At 61.5% G+C, this 18,418-nt stretch carries 15 protein-coding genes; 7 read left to right on the plus strand and 8 right to left on the minus strand.

Annotated features, from left to right (window positions below; translation table 11 throughout):
- Window positions 1-2: 2 nt before the first annotated feature.
- Together AC3WTO_RS23095 and AC3WTO_RS23100 are read right to left on the minus strand one after the other, a co-directional pair.
- A complete protein-coding gene (locus AC3WTO_RS23095; protein ID WP_492463477.1) occupies window positions 3-3,191 on the minus strand; it encodes an efflux RND transporter permease subunit in 3,189 nt (1,062 codons plus the stop codon).
- Between the two features lie 2 nt (window positions 3,192-3,193).
- Window positions 3,194-3,415: a hypothetical protein gene (locus AC3WTO_RS23100; RefSeq protein WP_492463449.1), complete on the minus strand. Its 222-nt coding sequence runs from the start codon at window positions 3,413-3,415 to the stop codon at window positions 3,194-3,196.
- A gap of 262 nt (window positions 3,416-3,677) precedes the next feature.
- On the opposite strand from AC3WTO_RS23100, the gene AC3WTO_RS23105 reads away from it, so the two are divergent.
- The 4 genes from AC3WTO_RS23105 to fghA all read left to right on the plus strand — a co-directional run bounded on the left by AC3WTO_RS23105 (window position 3,678) and on the right by fghA (window position 9,425).
- Window positions 3,678-4,226 (plus strand): TetR/AcrR family transcriptional regulator, encoded by a 549-nt coding sequence (locus AC3WTO_RS23105; RefSeq protein ID WP_492463448.1) that lies wholly within the window; start codon window positions 3,678-3,680, stop codon window positions 4,224-4,226.
- Between the two features lie 348 nt (window positions 4,227-4,574).
- Window positions 4,575-7,052, plus strand: a complete 2,478-nt coding sequence (locus AC3WTO_RS23110) for a heavy metal translocating P-type ATPase (RefSeq protein WP_492463476.1) — start codon at window positions 4,575-4,577, stop codon at window positions 7,050-7,052.
- 285 nt (window positions 7,053-7,337) lie between these two features.
- Entirely contained in the window at window positions 7,338-8,465 is a 1,128-nt protein-coding gene (locus tag AC3WTO_RS23115) for an S-(hydroxymethyl)glutathione dehydrogenase/class III alcohol dehydrogenase (protein ID WP_492463447.1), read from the plus strand.
- 123 nt (window positions 8,466-8,588) lie between these two features.
- Window positions 8,589-9,425 (plus strand): S-formylglutathione hydrolase, encoded by an 837-nt coding sequence (fghA, locus tag AC3WTO_RS23120; protein WP_492463446.1) that lies wholly within the window; start codon window positions 8,589-8,591, stop codon window positions 9,423-9,425.
- Window positions 9,426-9,443: 18 nt separating this feature from the next.
- Here fghA and AC3WTO_RS23125 read toward each other — a convergent pair whose 3' ends face one another.
- A complete protein-coding gene (locus AC3WTO_RS23125; RefSeq protein ID WP_492463445.1) occupies window positions 9,444-10,289 on the minus strand; it encodes a hypothetical protein in 846 nt (281 codons plus the stop codon).
- A 241-nt stretch (window positions 10,290-10,530) separates the two neighbouring features.
- Window positions 10,531-11,304: a gamma-glutamyl-gamma-aminobutyrate hydrolase family protein gene (locus AC3WTO_RS23130; protein WP_492463444.1), complete on the minus strand. Its 774-nt coding sequence runs from the start codon at window positions 11,302-11,304 to the stop codon at window positions 10,531-10,533.
- Between the two features lie 287 nt (window positions 11,305-11,591).
- On the opposite strand from AC3WTO_RS23130, the gene AC3WTO_RS23135 reads away from it, so the two are divergent.
- Window positions 11,592-12,701, plus strand: a complete 1,110-nt coding sequence (locus tag AC3WTO_RS23135; RefSeq protein ID WP_492463443.1) for a TRAP transporter substrate-binding protein — start codon at window positions 11,592-11,594, stop codon at window positions 12,699-12,701.
- A 105-nt stretch (window positions 12,702-12,806) separates the two neighbouring features.
- On the opposite strand, the gene AC3WTO_RS23140 is transcribed toward AC3WTO_RS23135, so the two are convergent.
- The 3 genes from AC3WTO_RS23140 to AC3WTO_RS23150 all read right to left on the minus strand — a co-directional run bounded on the left by AC3WTO_RS23140 (window position 12,807) and on the right by AC3WTO_RS23150 (window position 16,251).
- Window positions 12,807-14,582: a TRAP transporter large permease gene (locus AC3WTO_RS23140; RefSeq protein WP_492463442.1), complete on the minus strand. Its 1,776-nt coding sequence runs from the start codon at window positions 14,580-14,582 to the stop codon at window positions 12,807-12,809.
- A complete protein-coding gene (locus tag AC3WTO_RS23145; RefSeq protein WP_492463441.1) occupies window positions 14,579-15,163 on the minus strand; it encodes a TRAP transporter small permease subunit in 585 nt (194 codons plus the stop codon). The genes AC3WTO_RS23140 and AC3WTO_RS23145 overlap by 4 nt, the downstream gene beginning before the upstream one ends.
- 182 nt (window positions 15,164-15,345) lie before the next feature.
- Window positions 15,346-16,251 carry a branched-chain amino acid ABC transporter permease gene (locus tag AC3WTO_RS23150; RefSeq protein ID WP_492463440.1) on the minus strand — a complete coding sequence of 302 codons (906 nt, stop codon included), beginning with the start codon at window positions 16,249-16,251 and terminating at the stop codon, window positions 15,346-15,348.
- A gap of 92 nt (window positions 16,252-16,343) precedes the next feature.
- Here AC3WTO_RS23150 and AC3WTO_RS23155 point away from each other — a divergent pair, with 92 nt between their 5' ends.
- Together AC3WTO_RS23155 and AC3WTO_RS23160 are read left to right on the plus strand one after the other, a co-directional pair.
- Window positions 16,344-16,952, plus strand: coding sequence for a CGNR zinc finger domain-containing protein (locus tag AC3WTO_RS23155; protein ID WP_492463439.1), 609 nt, complete (start codon window positions 16,344-16,346; stop codon window positions 16,950-16,952).
- Window positions 16,953-17,079: 127 nt separating this feature from the next.
- Entirely contained in the window at window positions 17,080-17,583 is a 504-nt protein-coding gene (locus AC3WTO_RS23160) for a hypothetical protein (protein WP_492463438.1), read from the plus strand.
- 91 nt (window positions 17,584-17,674) lie between these two features.
- Here AC3WTO_RS23160 and AC3WTO_RS23165 read toward each other — a convergent pair whose 3' ends face one another.
- Entirely contained in the window at window positions 17,675-18,349 is a 675-nt protein-coding gene (locus tag AC3WTO_RS23165) for a GntR family transcriptional regulator (protein WP_492463437.1), read from the minus strand.
- Window positions 18,350-18,418 lie beyond the last annotated feature (69 nt).

Raw genomic sequence — 18,418 nt, forward strand, 5'->3', positions numbered from 1 at the left:
CGTTATTCTGCCGCTGGGACATGGGTCGGCGAGGGTTGCTCGCCACCATGCGGCTGATGGGCTGTTTCAGTATGTTCGGCTTTCGCGCCGGCCTTGCCCTCGCGCCACTGTTCGATGATGGCGTAGAAGACAGGCACGAAGGCCAGCGTCAGGATGGTGGCCGCCAGCATGCCGCCAAACACGGCGGTACCCAGCGACTGGCGGCTGGCAGCACCGGCGCCCGTGGCCAGCATCAACGGCACGACGCCGAGGATGAAGGCGAAGGCCGTCATCAGGATCGGGCGCAGGCGCAGGCGTCCGGCTTCCATAGCCGCTTCCACGATGCTCATGCCCTGTTCTCGCAGGTGCTTGGCGAACTCGACGATCAGGATCGCGTTCTTCGCCGCAAGGCCGATCAGCATGACGAAGCCGATCTGCGAATAGACGTCCATCTGCATGCCGCGCAGCCAAATCGCCAGCAACGCGCCGAACAAGGCGGTCGGTACCGAAAGAATGACCATGAACGGCATCGACCAGCTTTCATACTGCGCCGCCAGGATCAGGAAGACGAAGACGATGGCGAGCGCGAAGACGAAGATCGCGACCGAGCCGGCTTTCAATTCCTGGAAGGTGATGCCCGTCCATTCGAAGCCGAAATCGTTCGGCAGCGCGGTGGCCGCCGCCCTCTGCATCGCCTCGATCGCCTGGCCCGAGGAGAAGCCTGGGGCGGCACTGCCGTTGATGAGGGCGGAACCGTAGTTGTTGTAGTGCGTCACCGTTTCCGGGCCGACAACGGACCGCATCGTTCCGAGCGTCGACAGCGGCACCATCTGACCGGTGTTGTTGCGGACGTAGAGCTTGGTGAGGTCCGCTGCCTCTGCGCGCGCCGACTTGTCCGCCTGCATGGTGACGCGGAAGGTGCGGCCGAACATGTTGAAGTCGTTCACGTAGAGCGAGCCCAGATAGATCTGCAGCGTGTTGAAGATATCCGGCAGGGCAAGGCCGAGCAGCTTGGCCTTGTTGCGGTCGAGGTCGAAGTTGAACTGCGGCGTCGAGGTCGAGAAGGTGCTGAACAGCGTCTGCGGGTTGAGTTCCGGCTGCTTGCGGGCTTCCGCAAGCAATGCCTGCGTCGCGTCGTTGACGGCATTGGCACCATGGCCAGCCAGATCTTCGATCTGGAATTCAAAGCCTCCGGTCGTGCCGAGACCCTGGATGGATGGTGGTTCGAATGCCAACGCCAGCCCATCGGGCATGCCGAACAATTTCGGGCGCACGGAATTGACGATCTCCGTTGCGCTCAAGCCCGGGCCCGTGCGTTCCTCCCAAGGTTTGAGGATCGCAAACACCGCTGCCGAGTTCGACTGGTTGGCGAAGGTCAGGAAATTGAAGCCTGCGATCGTGATGGCATACTCGACGCCGGGTGTAGCCAGCACAGTGTCGCGAACTTTCTTGGCAACGGCGTCGGTGCGCTCCAGTGAAGCACCGTCGGGCAGTTGCACGATATTGAAGAAGTACCCCTGGTCTTCCACTGGCAGGAAGGCCGACGGGATGCGCGTCGAGACGAGATATGTCGCGGCAATCAGCGCGACAAACACACCCATCATCAGCCAGCGCAGCTTGATGAAGCCACGCACCGCCTCCGAGTAGGCGTGCGACAGCCAGGTGAAGCTGTCGTTGAACCAACGGTAGAGGAAGAACGTCGACGGCGGACGATGGCGCAGGAAGGCTGCCGACAAAGCCGGTGACAGCGTCAGCGAGTTGAAGGCCGAGATGCCGACCGAGATCGCGACGGTCAACGCGAACTGGTTGTAAAGCTGGCCGGTAACGCCCGGGATGAAGGCGACCGGGATGAACACCGCCATCAGCACCGCCGTGGTGGCGATGATCGGGCCGGTGACTTCCTTCATCGCCAGCCGTGCCGCTTCAAGCGGCGGATGGCCGGCTTCGAGCTGGCGTTCGACGTTTTCGACCACGACGATGGCGTCATCGACGACAAGACCGATGGCGAGCACCATGCCGAGCAGCGACAGCATGTTGAGCGAAAAACCCAGTGCCAGCATCACCACCATGGTGGCGATCAGCGAGACCGGAATCGCGATGATGGGGATGAGTGTCGTGCGCCAGTTCTGCAGGAAGATGAAGACGACGGCCACGACCAGGATCAGTGCTTCGAGCAAGGTCTTGACCACGTCTTCCATCGCGGCAGACACAAACTTCGTGGTGTCGTAGAAGATCGTGTATTCGATGCCCTTCGGGAAGCGAGCCGACAGCTCCTTCATCTTGGCTTCGATGTTCTTCTTCAGCTCCAGCGCGTTGGAGCCGGGCATCTGGAAGGTTGCGACGACGACAGTCGGTTTTTCATTGGCATAGGTCGACGAATTGTAGAGCAGCGAACCCAGTTCGATGCGCGCGACATCACGCAGCCGTACCAGTGAGCCGCTGGCCGAATTGGCACGCACGACAATGTTGCCGAACTCCTTGGGATCGGAGAGACGCCCGGTGGCATTGACCTGCATTTCGAAGGCCGTGCCTGCCGGTGCCGGCGACTGGCCGATCTTGCCGGCGGCCACCTGCACGTTCTGTTCGGCGACGGCGTTCTGCACGTCGACGGCGGTGATGCCGAGATTGGCCAGCTTGTCCGGATCGAGCCAGACGCGCATCGAATAGCGGCGCTCGCCGAAGATCTGGACGTCGCCGACGCCCGGAACACGCTTCAGCGGATCCGCGACCTGCAGGTAGGCATAGTTGCTGAGTGCGACCGGATCGACTGAGCCGTCGGGCGAGGTCAGGTTGACGATCAGCACGAAGCTGGGATTCTGCTTTTTGACGGTGACGCCTGCCTGGTTGACGATGGCAGGCAGGGAGGAGGCGGCCTGCGAAACGCGGTTCTGCACGTCCATTGCCGCGATATCGAGCGGATAGCCGACGTCGAAGGTGACGGTGATGCGCGCGGAACCGTCGTTCGAGCTTGCCGAGGACATGTAGGTCATGCCTTCGACGCCGTTGATCGACTGTTCGAGCGGCGTCGTGACCGTATCCGCCACGACTTGCGAGCTGGCGCCGGGGTATACGGCGCTGACGACCACCTGAGGCGGCGCGATGTTGGGAAACTGCGCAACCGGCAAAAGATAATAGGCGATCAGCCCGGCGAGCACCATGATGATGGCGATCGCCGAGGCGAAGATCGGTCGCTGGAGAAAGAAATTGACCATGTTCAAACGGCTTTTCGAGTAGCGGCGAGGGGATCCCTGGGGAGGAATGCGGGATCGTTACCTGGCAAAGTTGGGTGGTCGTCAGCATCGCGCAGACGCGCGGCAGTGAGGACAAGCAGGGCTTTCAACGAAGCGGGATCAACGCGATCTGCCCGCATGACGGCGAGCGTCATCGGGTCGTTCAGCAACTGATCAACGGTCAGGGCCTTAGAGTAGGATGCCATCGTTCGTCTCCCGGTTTGTCCAGGCAATAAAAAAGCGCTCGGCGAAGACCCTGTTTCTGGCCTTCACCCTGTTCCATCATTCTTGTCCGGCTTGGCCTATGGTCGACCTTGACGGGTGGTATTTGAAATGTTACCGCTCGGTAACAGCCAGATAGTTACTGACCGGTAACACCATCGTCAAGCCATGAGCGATCAAATTTTTCAGAATGCTGACAATAGTGATCATAACGATCGTGTGAGTGCGCGACCGCGGGAGCGGATCGTGACCACCGCGCGCGAGATGTTTCACCAGCACGGCGTGCGCGGCGTGGGTATCGAAGCGATCACCGAGGCCGCCGGCACCAACAAGATGACGCTCTACCGTCATTTCGCTTCGAAGGACGATCTCATCGTCGAGTGCCTGCAGCGTGCCGCCAAGGAATCTTATCTGAAATGGGACGAGCTGGAGCAGCAGCATCCCGGCGATCCGAAGGCGCAGCTCCATGCATGGATCGCAAACGCGTCCGAGTGTATCAGTGACGACTGGCGCGGTTGCGAGATGGCCAATACGGCCGTCGAGCTGGCCGACGACAATCATCCGGCCAAGCGGGTGATCGAGGAAGTCAAGAAGAACCACCGCAACTGTCTGGCCAAGCTCTGTGCCCGTGCGGGCCTCGATCAGCCCGAACTGGCTGCCGACATGCTCTGCCTGTTGCTGGAAGGCGCGCGGATCAGCCGTCAGAGCGAAGGGCAGGAAGGCCCGAGTGCCCGCTTCAAGCGCATGGCCGAGGAGGTCATCGCTACCGTGGGCGGCCTGGGCGACAGAACCTGAGCGGCGGAACGCCGGCTTTTCCCACGATGTCGCTGAGTGTCGCCATGGGCTGCCGCCCTGCGATACCGAAACCTGGCTGTGTTCTCCGGCCATCTAGCCTTGTTCCTTCCGGCCAAGGTTCTTTCCGTAGCCGGGCTGCGGAGGTGTCTTTGGCGTGTTCGTCAAAACTCAGGCTTTACGATCTGCACCTTCCCGTCATGGTAAGGTCAAGCGCCTTTTTGAGGGGCGACAAGGTCCTGCGATGTCACGCATCATGACACCTCTTGACCTTCCCATGACTGGAAGCTTTATCTCCGTGAGCAACCACTCAAGAAGAGAGTTGCAGCCATGAATGCAGTTCCCCCGAAAATGTTCCCTGACGCCACGCCAAAAGCCGGCGCCATCCTGCAGCTCGGTATCGAAGGCATGACCTGTGCCTCCTGTGTGGGGCGTGTCGAAAAAGCCATTGCCGCAGCACCCGGCGTCGCTTCCGCCAGTGTCAATCTGGCGACGGAGCGTGCCGAAGTGGCTTTTTCGGGCAAACCGGATCTCGCGCCCGTGCTGGCTGCAGTGGCGGGTGCCGGCTATCAGGCACGCAACGAGACGATCGAACTGACGATCAAGGGCATGACCTGCGCCTCCTGCGTGGCACGCATCGAACGCGCGATGAAAGCGGTTCCCGGCGTGTCCGATGCCCGTGTCAATCTTGCCACCGAAAGGGCCACGGTGGTCATCGTTGCCGGTGCGGTCGAGCCTTCTTCAATTGAAGCGGCAGTGCATGCCGCAGGCTATGAAGCGCGGCAGATTGTATCCGACGGCGCTGGCGGCCGCGACGTCGACCATCGCGCGTCGGAAATCGCCTCGTTGCAGCGAGCATTGGCGATAGCGCTTGTGCTGACCCTGCCGGTCTTCGTGCTGGAGATGGGATCGCACCTCGTCCCCCCGTTCCACCACTGGGTTATGGCGACACTGGGCGTCTGGAGCTGGCGGCTGCAATTTGTCCTGGCCACGCTGGTGTTGTTCGGACCGGGTCTGCGTTTCTTCGTCAAAGGTGTGCCGGCCCTGTTCAAGGGTGCGCCTGACATGAACGCGCTGGTGGCGCTGGGCGCAGGTGCTGCCTGGGGCTATTCGGTGGTTGCCACTTTCCTGCCTGCCATGCTGCCGGCTGGCACCGCCAATGTCTATTATGAGGCAGCGGCGGTCATCGTGACGTTGATCCTGCTCGGCCGCGTCCTGGAGGCGCGCGCCAAGGGCCGGACGGGCGAGGCAATCAAGAAACTGGTTGGCTTGCAGGCCAAGACGGCACGCGTGATGCGCGACGGCACTGCCATTGAGGTGCCGTTGCAGGAGGTGCGTGCCGGCGACATCGTGGTGGTGCGACCCGGGGAGAAGATCGCTGTCGATGGCGAGATCGTCGAGGGCTCATCCTTTGTCGATGAAGCCATGATCACCGGTGAGCCGCTGCCGGTGTCCAAGGGAATCGGCGCCGAAGTGGTTGGCGGCACCATCAACAAGACCGGCAGTTTTTCATTCCGCGCCACCAAGGTGGGATCGGCAACGCTGCTGGCGCAGATCATCCGCATGGTCGAGGCTGCGCAGGGCGCCAAGCTGCCGATCCAGGCTTTGGTCGACAAGGTGACGGCCTGGTTTGTGCCCGCGGTGATTGCCGTTGCCGTCGCGACCTTCGGCATCTGGTTTCTCTTTGGCCCCGATCCGGCATTGTCCTTTGCGCTGATCAATGCCGTCGCGGTGCTGATCATCGCCTGTCCATGCGCGATGGGACTGGCAACACCGACCTCGATCATGGTCGGCACCGGCCGTGCCGCGGAGATGGGCGTGCTTTTCCGCAAGGGCGATGCACTGCAGACATTGCGCGATACGACGGTCATTGCACTGGACAAGACCGGAACCTTGACCGAAGGCCGGCCCGAACTGACGGACTTCATCGTTGCCGATGGTTTCGATGAAGCCGAGGTGCTTGGCCTCGTTGCAGCCGTCGAGACGCGCTCGGAACATCCGGTGGCGGAAGCGATTGTGCGCGCCGCCGAAAAGCGCGGCCTGGAGTTGGCGCCAGCCAGCAGCTTTGAAGCCATACCGGGCTTCGGTGCTCGTGCCTGGATCGGAAATCGCCAGGTGGAAGTCGGTGCCGATCGGCTGATGGCACGGCTTGGTCTCGATGTCTCTGCTTTCACTCCGGTGGTCGAGCGACTGGCCGGCGAGGGCAAGAGCCCGCTCTTCGCCGCCATCGATGACGAGCTCGCTGCGATCATCGCGGTCGCCGATCCGATCAAATCGTCGACGCCGGCGGCCATCCAGGCGTTGCATGCGCTTGGGCTGAAGGTCGCGATGGTGACCGGCGACAACCGCCATACGGCCAAGGCGATCGCCCGGCAGATCGGCATCGATGACGTGGTTGCCGAGGTGCTGCCCGACGGCAAGGTCGAGGCGATCCGGCGGCTGGCCTGCGGCGGCGCGCGTGTCACCTTCGTGGGTGACGGCATCAATGATGCTCCCGCCCTGGCTGCCGCCGACGTCGGCATCGCTATCGGTACAGGCACCGATATCGCCATCGAAAGCGCGGATGTCGTCCTGATGTCTGGCGACCTCGTTGGTGTCGCCAATGCCCTGGCACTGTCGAAAGCCACCATCCGCAACATTCGCCAGAATCTTTTCTGGGCATTCGGCTACAACGCAGCGCTTGTGCCGGTGGCTGCAGGGCTGCTTTATCCGGTCAACGGAACCTTGCTGTCGCCGATGTTGGCAGCCGGCGCCATGGCTTTGTCCAGCGTTTTCGTATTGAGCAATGCGTTGCGGCTGAAGCGCTTTCGGGCACCGCTGAGCCGATAGCGGGTGCCTGATCCTGGCAATCGGACGGTCGGTGGGGTGGTTCCCACCAATTGTCTATGCCAGCAGTACCTGACGGGCTGGCCCTGTCATCCATGCTCCGCTAACAATCAACTGTGATCATCGCACGGATCGATTTTCGTATCCATGTGATGACGCGTCGCTGATACGACCGCCTGCGAGAGGCCGAGGCTCTAGCCGGGGCTCGTCGGGCGCTGACATCGTTGAGCGCAACCGAATCCGTCGGGCGCGAGCCTGGCCAAAAGGTCTGTTGGAGAGAGAACAAGCATGAAAACCCGTGCCGCCGTCGCCGTTGCCGCAGGCAAGCCACTGGAAATCATGGAGGTGGACCTGGAAGGCCCACGCGAGGGCGAGGTTCTGGTCGAGGTGAAGGCAACCGGCATCTGCCACACCGACGAGTTCACGTTGTCGGGAGCTGATCCGGAAGGCATATTCCCGGCGATCCTCGGGCATGAAGGCGCGGGCGTCGTTGTCGATGTGGGCAAGGGCGTAACAAGCCTGAAGAAAGGCGACCACGTCATCCCTCTCTATACGCCGGAATGCCGGTCCTGCCCGTCATGCCTATCGCGCAAGACCAACCTGTGCACGGCGATCCGCGCGACCCAGGGCCAGGGCCTGATGCCGGACGGCACCTCGCGCTTCTCGATCGGCAAGGACAAGATCTTCCACTATATGGGCTGCTCGACCTTCTCGAACTTCACAGTGCTGCCGGAGATCGCGCTGGCCAAGGTCAATCCGGACGCGCCGTTCGACAAGATCTGCTACATCGGCTGCGGCGTCACCACCGGTATCGGCGCCGTCATCAATACCGCCAAGGTGGAAGAGGGGGCGACCGCGGTTGTCTTCGGGCTTGGCGGTATCGGTCTCAACGTGATCCAGGGCCTCAAGCTGGCAGGCGCCGATATGATCATCGGTGTCGATCTGAACAACGACAAGAAGGCATGGGGCGAGCGCTTCGGCATGACGCATTTCGTCAATCCGAAGGAGATCGATGGCGACATCGTGCCGTACCTCGTCAACCTGACCATGCGCGGTGCCGACCAGATCGGCGGTGCCGACTACACTTTCGACTGTACCGGCAGCGTCAAGGTGATGCGCCAGGCGCTGGAGGCTTCGCATCGCGGCTGGGGCAAGTCGATCGTGATCGGCGTCGCCGGCGCCGGCCAGGAGATTTCCACGCGCCCGTTCCAGTTGGTGACAGGCCGCACCTGGATGGGCACCGCTTTCGGCGGCGCTCGTGGCCGTACCGACGTGCCGAAGATCGTCGATTGGTATATGGACGGCAAGATCGAGATCGATCCGATGATCACCCACACGCTGAAGCTCGAAGAGATCAACAAGGGCTTCGATCTGATGCACCAAGGCAAGAGCATCCGGAGCGTGGTCGTCTACTGATCCGCAAGGCAGCATACCGCCCGAGCACCCGGCAAAGGAGCGTTTCCGTTTTTCGGAGACGCTCCGGTATCCGGGTGCAATCATGCGAGTTCCAGGCATTTATCGATCGAGAAGACAGGGCTGATGAAAACCGTTTCCACATCGAAATCGCATGGCGGTGTCCAGGGCGTCTATTCACATGCGTCGGCGACCTGCGCCTGCGACATGACCTTTGCCGTCTTCACACCTCCACAGGCCAAGGAGGGCCCGGTGCCGGTGCTGTGGTATCTATCGGGGCTCACCTGCACCCACGCCAATGTCATGGACAAGGGCGAGTATCGGCGGATGGCAGCGGAACTCGGCCTGATGATCGTATGTCCTGACACCAGCCCGCGCGGCGAGACCGTGCCGGACGAGAAGGACAACTGGCAGTTCGGCCTGGGTGCCGGCTTCTATGTCGACGCGACGCAGGAGCCCTTTGCCAGAAACTATCGCATGTATTCCTACGTCACCGAGGAATTGCCGGCGCTGATCGCGCAGAGTTTTCCAGCGGACATGGCGCGGCAGGGGATCTTCGGTCATTCGATGGGCGGCCATGGCGCGCTGACCATCGCGCTCAAGAACGCCGATCGCTTCAGCAGCTGCTCAGCCTTCGCCCCAATCGTGCAGCCGACGACGGCAGGCTGGTCGAAGCCGGCGTTGCAGAAATATCTTGGGGCCGACGAGGCAGCATGGCGCGGCTACGATGCCACGCTGTTGATCGACGACGGCAAGCGATTTCCGGAATTCCTCGTCGATCAGGGTACGGCCGACGGTTTTCTCGACGAAGGCTTGCGGCCATGGCTGCTGGCAGACGCCTGCAAGCAGGCCGGTATCGCACTGGAGTTGCGCATGCAGGATGGCTACGACCATTCCTACAACTTCATCTCAACCTTCATGGATGACCATTTGAAGTGGCACGCCGAGCGGCTGGTGGAATAAAAGACCAGGCTCGAGTGATCATGATGTTCGACCGCTCAGACTCTGATCGAAGGCCTGGTCGATGATCGCCAGCTTCACGGCCTGCGCATCCAGGTATTCGCGGTAGAAGCCGCGCGACACCCACATTGTCGAATTGCCACGCTGGCCGAGCCACCCAACGCTGCCCAGGTCCTCAGCCTCGCGCAGCTTGCGCGCCAGGTGGGTTCGCGAGAGTTTCAGCAAGTTGGCGAATTCACCGATCGAGACAACGCTGGTCGGGATCTGGTCCTGCTCAGCCAGGCTGGGTTCCACGCCCGAGATCAACCACTCCATGACGACGCCACCATTGTTCAGCCAGGTGAACAGCGAAAAGGTCTTTTCAGGCGCGCGGACGGGCTCCGACGTGAGCAGTCCATCGGCGATCAAGGGTTCCAGAAGGGCGAGCGCGTCCGGCCTGGAAGCAAATGTCTCCAGCCGCCTGCCGCCGTCAAGCCCATCCAATGTCGTGAGATGAACCATTGCCCACGCTGCCAGGGTCTGCAGCGTTGGACCGGTCGGCCGCAGCGGATTCGAGCGGCGATCGGTATTGTCCGGCAACGGCTCGACATAGTTGTATTGGAGCATTTCCTTCATGAAGGCGTCGGCCGTGTTTCGGCTCGCCACGGAATGCTGCTCGACCAGTTGGAGGAAACGCGCAGTCGTCAACGCTCCCTGGCGAAAGTAGATCGCCAGTCCTGCATGCGCCAACAGCCAGCGCTGCTGTGTCGCGAACACGGAAGAGAGTCGTGGCGAGCTTTGATAGGCAGCCAGAAGCGCCTTCGCCTGGCTGCGAACAACGCGATGCAAGGCCGGATGCCCGGCAATTTCGTTCGCACTCAGTGCCACCCGGTCACCCTCAGTCCTGGCTCACATTAGCGAACCAGAAAATAGAATGCGATGGAAATCGGACAGGCAGCCGATAGGAGTGAATCTGCTCCTATCGCCGAAGCAATTCCAGGAAAGCGTGTAACGGCTGTCCGCAAGGAGTTGTGTGAAGACACAGAGTCAGAGCGTTCCCGAAAAACGGGAACGATCCAGTCTTTGCACCGGCAAATCCGGCGCAGTCAGGGCCGTGACCTGTCGAGAGCTATTCCGCAGCGGCGCGGCTCGCAGCCCTGGCAGCGGCGTGGGCACGCACGGCATCACCAAACGCCTTGAAGACGCGTTGCGAGACGCTGTCGCTCTGCACCCAATATTCCGGGTGCCATTGCACGCCGACGGCAAACGAACGTGAATCGCGCACCGAGACGGCCTCGACCGTACCATCGGTTGCGACCGCCTCGACCTGCAGCTTGGCGCCGAGCCGATCGACGGCCTGCCGGTGTACGGAATTCACCATGACGTCGCCGGCGCCAAAGACGCCAGCCAGGCATGAGCCGGGCTTGATGCTGACGCTCTGACGGATGGCGAATCGCTCGTCCTGATTGTCGGAGACGGGGGCGCGATGATCGAGCGAGCCTTCGCGTTCCTGGATCTCCGTGGCGAGTGAACCGCCGAGGGCGACGTTCATCTCCTGGATGCCGCGGCAGATTGCGAGCAGTGGTACGCCGCGTTCGATCGCCTTGCGGATCAGTGGCAGGGTGGTCGCATCGCGATCGGGGTCATAGGGACCATTGGCTTCGCTGGCATCGCCGCCATAGAGTGAAGGATGCACGTTCGACTTCGAGCCGGTCATCATCACGCCATCGACCGACGAGAGCAATTCGTCGAGGTCAAGCCGATCGCCGAAGGAAGGAACCAGTACCGGAAACACGCCGGCGCCGGCGATCGCCGCTTCCAGATATTGCCGGGGTGCTGCGTGCCAGGTGTAGTTGTCGAACTGGCGGACATCGGTCGAGACTGCGACGAGCGGCTGCTGCATTTTAGATACGGGTTTCCGTTAGGGTCCAAAGCTGGAATGCCTATAAAATAGGCGATGCCGGCGCGCTTTTCCACGACAAGTTTATGGCCTTACCAAGACATGCAAATCATGCACGATACAGTCGTTAGACTATAGTCGCAGAGCTTGAAAAAGGCTGCTCCAGAGGCCTTGGCGCTCGCTGGACAGGATGGGAGCGGCGTGTATTGTCTGCCCGGTACAACCCGCCGAAACCGGGAAAATTTTCTTTATTTTCATACTGCCCGTTGATCCAATAAGGGAGGAACTTCATGGATCGTCGTTCGTTCATCCGCAAAGCCGGTGCCACCGGTGCGGGAGCGGCGGCCGTCGCCACGACACTCGCGGCCCCGGCTATCGCTCAATCCAACCCGAAAGTGACCTGGCGCCTGACCTCGTCATTCCCGAAGTCGCTGGATACGATCTACGGCGGTGCCGAAGTGTTCTCCAAGATGCTCTCGGAGGCGACCGACGGCAATTTCCAGGTGCAGGTCTTCGCCTCCGGTGAACTCGTTCCCGGCTTGCAGGCGGCCGACGCGACGGCGGCGGGCACTGTCGAGGCCGCGCATACCGTTGCCTACTATTATTGGGGCAAGAACCCGACCTGGGCGCTCGGAGCGGCGGTGCCGTTCGCGCTCAACGCGCGCGGCATGAATGCCTGGCACTATCACGGCGGCGGTATCGCACTGTTCAACGAGTTCCTCGGCAAGCAGGGCCTCTATGGCCTTCCCGGCGGCAATACAGGCGTGCAGATGGGCGGCTGGTTCCGCAAGGAAATCAATACGGTTGCCGACCTCCAGGGGCTCAAGATGCGTATCGGCGGCTTCGCCGGCAAGGTGGTCGAGAAGCTGGGTGTCGTGCCGCAGCAGATCGCCGGCGGCGACATCTACCCGGCGCTGGAGAAAGGCACCATCGATGCCGCCGAATGGGTTGGCCCCTATGACGACGAGAAGCTCGGCTTCCAGAAGGTGGCGCCCTATTACTACTATCCCGGCTGGTGGGAAGGCGGGCCGACGGTTCACCTGCTGTTCAACAAGGCGAAGTTCGAGGAACTGCCGGCAAACTACAAGTCGCTGGTTCATACGGCGGCGCAGGCAGCCGACGCCAACATGTTGCAGAAGTACGATTATGTGAATCCTGGCGCGGTGAAGTCGCTGGTCGCATCCGGCGCCAAGCTGCGACCATTCAGCCAGGAAATCCTGGCGGCGTGCTTCGAGAAGGCGAATGAAGTCTATGCCGAGATCGAAGCCGGCAACGCCGATTTCAAAAAGATCTGGGAATCGATCAAGGGCTTCCGCAAGGAGCACTATCTCTGGGCGCAGGTGGCTGAATACAACTACGACACCTTCATGATGATCCAGCAGCGCGGCAACAAGCTCTGATCCAGCCTAAGCTGAAGAAGAAAGCCCGGAAGCAGCGCTTCCGGGCTTTTTTGTTGTCTGTTCTCGATCGACCGCAGTCCCGGCGACTGCCGGTCGTTTGGCCGATCAATTGAAGCTGGGCGGCTTCGAAATATCCGGTGTCGAAGGCGCCGGTTGCGCGGGCTGGTCGCCGCCGAAGTTCGGTGGTTGCGACAGGTCCGTGCCAGGTGCGGCAGGCTGTGCGGAATCGCCGCCCGGAGCGCCGAGCGGAGGCAGGCCCATGCCAGGCAGTTCGGGCACCTTGATCTCGATCGTGCTCGGATCGACGGCAGGGCCCTTATAGTGCATGACCATTTGCGGGAAGGCGATGGTCAGGCCGATCATCAGCACCTGGATGCAGACGAACGGCACCGCGCCCCAATAAATCTGACCTGTCGTGACCGGCGCGATCTGCTTGCCGGTGATGCGGTCGAGATAGGGCACACGCGCAGCCACCGAGCGCAGGTAGAACAGTGCGAAGCCGAAAGGCGGGTGCATGAAGGATGTCTGCATGTTGACGCCAAGCAGAACACCGAACCAGATGAGGTCGATGCCGAGCTTGTCCGCGGCAGGCGCAAGCAGCGGCACGATGATGAAGGCGAGTTCGAAAAAATCGAGGAAGAAGGCGAGCACGAAGACGAGAATGTTGACGACGATCAGGAAGCCAAGTTCGCCGCCTGGCAGCGAAACCAGCAGGTGCTCGACCCAGAGATGGCCGTTCACGCCATAGAAGGTAAGCGAGAAGACGCGGGCGCCGATCAGGATGAACAGCACGAAAGACGATAGCCGTGTCGTGGAAGCGAGCGCCTGCTTGATGACATCGAGCGTCAATCGTCCCTTGAACGCGGCCATGACCAGCGCGCCGACCGCGCCCATGGCGCCGCCCTCGGTTGGTGTGGCGATGCCGAGGAAGATGGTGCCGAGGACAAGGAAGATCAGCGCGAGAGGTGGGATCAGCACGATCACCACCTGCTGTGCCAGCCGGGACATCAGATTGAGGTTGAGCGTCTTGTCGGCGATGGCAAAGAGGTAGATCACGATGACCGCGAGGGTGGCGCCAAGGATGTCGGCATTGGCGCCCTGGGTCGGCTCGAGATAGTGATAGGCGCCGTAGCCGATGACGCCGGCTGCCAGCAGGGCCACGATCAAGGACAGGACGCCGTGGCCCAACGTGCGCGCCTCCGCCGGCAGTGCCGGCATCGAGTTCGGCCGGATGATCGACATCACCAGGATGTAGAGCATGTAAAGCCCGGTCAGCACGAGGCCGGGGATCATGGCACCGGCGTACATGTCGCCGACCGAACGGCCGAGCTGGTCGGCGAGCACGATCAGCACCAGCGAAGGCGGAATGATCTGCGCCAGTGTGCCGGATGCGGCGATGACGCCGGAGGCAAGACGCCTGTCATAGCCATAACGCAGCATGATCGGCAACGAGATCAGCCCCATGGCAATGACGGAGGCCGCAACGACGCCCGTGGTGGCCGCTAGCAATGCACCGACAAAGATGACTGCATAGGCAAGACCGCCGCGGATCGGACCGAACAGCTGGCCAACCGTATCGAGCAGGTCTTCCGCCATACCGGACCGTTCCAGCACGATGCCCATGAAGGTAAAGAACGGGATGGCGAGCAGCACATCGTTCGACATCACCCGGTTGCCGTAGAAGTTCTCGGGCAATGCCCATAGCAGCGGCCAGGACAGGTTGATCGAACCGCCCGAGAACGGCGCCAGTTCCACGCCGATGGCGAAGAAGACAAGGCCACTCGCCGCCAGGGAAAAAGCGACCGGATAACCGAAGAGCAGAAAGACGATCAACGAAGCGAACATGATCGGCGCCATGTTCTGCGCGATGAATTCGATCACGAACGCACCTCTTCGGCGAGCGCTTTGCCTTCGAGTTCCGCCTGCTCATGCACCGAGACAAACGGATTGGGATCCTCCATGTCGCCGCGCATGATGGCGATCTTCTTGACGATCTCCGAAATGCCCTGGAGCGCCAGAAGGGAGAAACCGACCAGCAGGATGGCCTTTGCCGGCCAGATGATGAGGCCGCCCGAGTTCGTGGAAAGCTCACCCGACTGGAAGGAGTGCAGGGTGTAGGGCACGAACATGTAGACCATCAGCAGCACGAACGGCATCAGGAAGAAGAGATGGCCGATCAGGTCGATCCAATGTTGCACGCGACGCGACCACATGCCGTAGACGATATCGATGCGGATGTGTTCGTTCTGCTTGAGCGTGTAGGCTGCGGCCAGCATGAATGCGGCGCCGAACAAATACCACTGCAATTCGAGCCATGCGTTCGACGAGACGTTGAACACCTTGCGGATGATCGCATTGCCGGCGCTGACCAGGATCGACACCAGGATCAGCCAGGATATCCACTTTCCGATGAACTCGTTGAGGCGATCGATACCTCGGGACAGAGCCAGAAGCCCTTCCATGCAAACCTCCCTGACGGCAGGTCGGGCCGCTCCCCTTTTTGCGCCGTGCCTGCTTGGACCAACGGTATGCCGCGTCTGGTCGATGGGTCAACACAACCACCGGGCGTCGGAGCGCTGGAATTATTCCAGCCCCCAACTTTCGCAAGCCGTGAGCTGCATCATGCGACGAAAGTTTAACGGAATCAGACGGTCCGGCGGGTGTCGCGTCCGGCACCGACAAGGACCAGGATTGCAACCAGGAAGATGAACATCCAGGCGTCGCGCCACTCGACCGTGAAATACCCGGTCCATAACGATTCGGCCAAGCCGTAGGCTGCGGCTCCTGCGGCCGCCCGGGGCGGGGACAGGTAGCCTCCCACCGCGGTGATGAACAGGACCTTGAGGCCGTAGATCAGACCGGCGCCGAAACCGAGATTGCCATAGTAGAGCGCGGCAAGCATGCCCGCCAATGCTGCGCAGAGCCCGCCGGCCACAACGGATGCGCGAAAGACCCTGCGGACATCGGTTCCGCACATGGCGGCCGCATGCGGGTCGTCGGAGACGGCGCGCCACAACCGGCCATAGCGTGACCGCCCGAGGGTGAACGAGCCTGCGGCCAGCGCCAGCACGACAACGACGCAGTTCAACAGCTGGATTACTGTCAGCGTCGCCTTGAAGCCAGCCGCTTCGGCGAAGACGACGGGCGTGCCGAGCATCGGCTGCAGCCACACATCATGTGTGTTGGCGGCGATGCGGGCGAGCTCGGTCATGACCAAAGCCACGGCAAGCGTTGCGGCAGCGATAGTGTTGGGGGAGCTTTCCGCGAGCGGCTCGAACAGCGAGCGCGCCAGAAGATGGCTGGCAAGCGCGGCGTAGACAAACGTCAACACCGCCGCGAACGCGATGGTTGCGGGCAAGGTCAGCCACAAGATCTGATAACCGAAGACGGCGGCAAGGATCATTGTTTGCCCGCAGAATGCGAACAGCGCGCCGTAGGCCAGGTTGGTCCGGTGCAGGATGCCGTTGGTCAGCGCATAGCCAAACGCAAGCAGTGCGTAGAGCGCACCGGAATGCAGCCCGTTGAGGGCCTGCTGGAGGAAATAGAGCATGCCAAGTACCGGCTGCAGACAATCCGAAGTGTGGACAGGCTGCCTTTATGATTCTAACTTGTCAAACCGTTATTGATGGTTAGATTTGCGATATGGCAGTTTCCTGGATCCAGCATCGTTTCGCCGGTGGCGTGCTTGCGCTCGATACGGCCAACACAGTCGTGTTGCGTGGCGATGCCGAGCGAGGTTTCGACCGGTTCGAAGATCGGTTCGAGATCACACGCTTCGCGGAAGCGGCAAGTGTTTTCAGGGTCACCGAACTGGGTGGCCGGCGTCTGAAAGCGGAAGAGCCGGAACGCATCGCGGCCGTGGTGCTGGAAATTCGCGAGACGACGGACAGGCTGTTCCGCGGAGTGGCCCTGAAAGGCGCCTTCGAGAGCAGCCACCTGTCCGATTTTCTGAAAGCCTGCGCCGAGGGCGTTGCCGGTTTCGACGGCAAGGTCGGGGAAGAGTCGCGGCCATTCGGCGACCCGGCGACGCCGATTGCGTTCGAGGCGGCACTGGCGGTTTCGGCCTTGTCGCTGCTTGCCGGGGACGCCACGCGACGTCTGCGGATCTGCGCCAATTGCCACTGGCTGTTCGTGGACCGGAGCCGCAATTCGAGCCGGCTCTGGTGTGACATGGCGGTATGCGGAAATCGCCGCAAGGCGAGCCGCCACTATCAGCGCCGCAAGGGAACAACGGAGACCGATCATGGCTAGAGCAATTCCAGGAGACGTGCGTAGCGGTTTTCCGTCCGGAATTGTGTTCGACCCAAGAGTTGGAGCGTTTCCGCGTTTCCGAGAAAATCGAAAACGCTTCAGAAAAAGCGTCGGTGCCTGGCGGACATTGGCCGTGGGTGCTGGACTGCTCGCCGCGCTGCTGCTTGGCGCTTGCCGCCAGTCGGAAGAGGGGCAATATTTCGAAGTGTCCGGACGCCTCTTCGAGTTCAACTACAGACTGGCACGCGCCACCTATGTGGTGACACTCAATCCGCTAAGACCGATGGAGGAAGGACAGGTCGCGGTTGCCAGTTTCGAGAACCCAGCCGGAGGCGTGCCTTTTGTGGTGAGGCAGCCGGTCTGGCCGAAAATGCGGCACATCACGTTGACCAGCCCGGCGCTGACATGCGTGGTGAAGGACAAACCCTATGACGTCGCCATCCGCATCGAAGATCTGAACGGCAAGCTGCTGCAAGCGTTGCAGACAACGCTGATATCGAGCGAGGACCAGAGCGTGCTGCCGGATCGACCACTGGTGACTGGTCCCGTCTATGAACTCAATCCGGAACTGGCGGGTCACCCGGACGGCAGGCTGCCAGGCGCGGAAAAGCCGGCCTGTCCGAAAGCCTAGTCTTTGGCGAAATTCCAGGAAAAAGTGTGCAACTGTTTCCAATCGGAGTGCCAGAATAGAGCGTGCCCGCGTTTCCGTAAAACGGTAGGCTCTAGCGTTCGCGCGATGTCATGTAGTCGAGAAGGGCGGTGCAGGCATCGCGGAAATGCCGGATCAGGTGGCCCACGGCTGCCTGCCTGTCGCCCTGCATGCATGCGAACAGCATCGCGCGATGCTCGTCCTGCGATCGTTCGCGGTAGTCGAGATTGGACAGCACGATGCGGACATAGCGGTCAGAAGCCGTGTGTTGTGCTTCGATCAACTCCAGCAGGCGCTGGTTGCCGCAATCACGATAGAGTGCCAGATGGAATTCGCGGTTGAGCTGCCCCCAGCGACCGACATCGGTTTCCCGGTCTAGCTGCTCGATGAGATTGGCCGCATGGCGCAGGCTGTCCTGATTCTGCTTTTGCATTGAGAGCCTTAGCGCTTCCGCTTCGAGCAGCTCACGCAGCGCGTAAAGTTCGCTGATATCGGCTGCGTTCATGGCGGCGACCACTGCACCGCGCGTTGGATGGATGGCGACAAGACCTTCGGCTTCGAGGTAGCGCAGCGCATCGCGAACCGGCATCCGGCTAACGCCAAACTCCTTGGCCAGTTCGTCCTGCCTCAACGCGGCACCCGGCGCCAAAGTGCCAGTGGCGATGGCCTCGCGCAGGATTGCCGTCACGCCGTCTGCCGCCGTTTGCGGCCTGACGCTCCTGCCTTCGATCTTGCCCAGCCTGTCCATGCACCTGTCCCGCAATGCGAAGCCTGTCGTGACGCAAAGCATCTTGTTCGTCAAATCGAATCTGTATAC

This window comes from Mesorhizobium sp. EU05-FHT14A09, assembly GCF_058790995.1.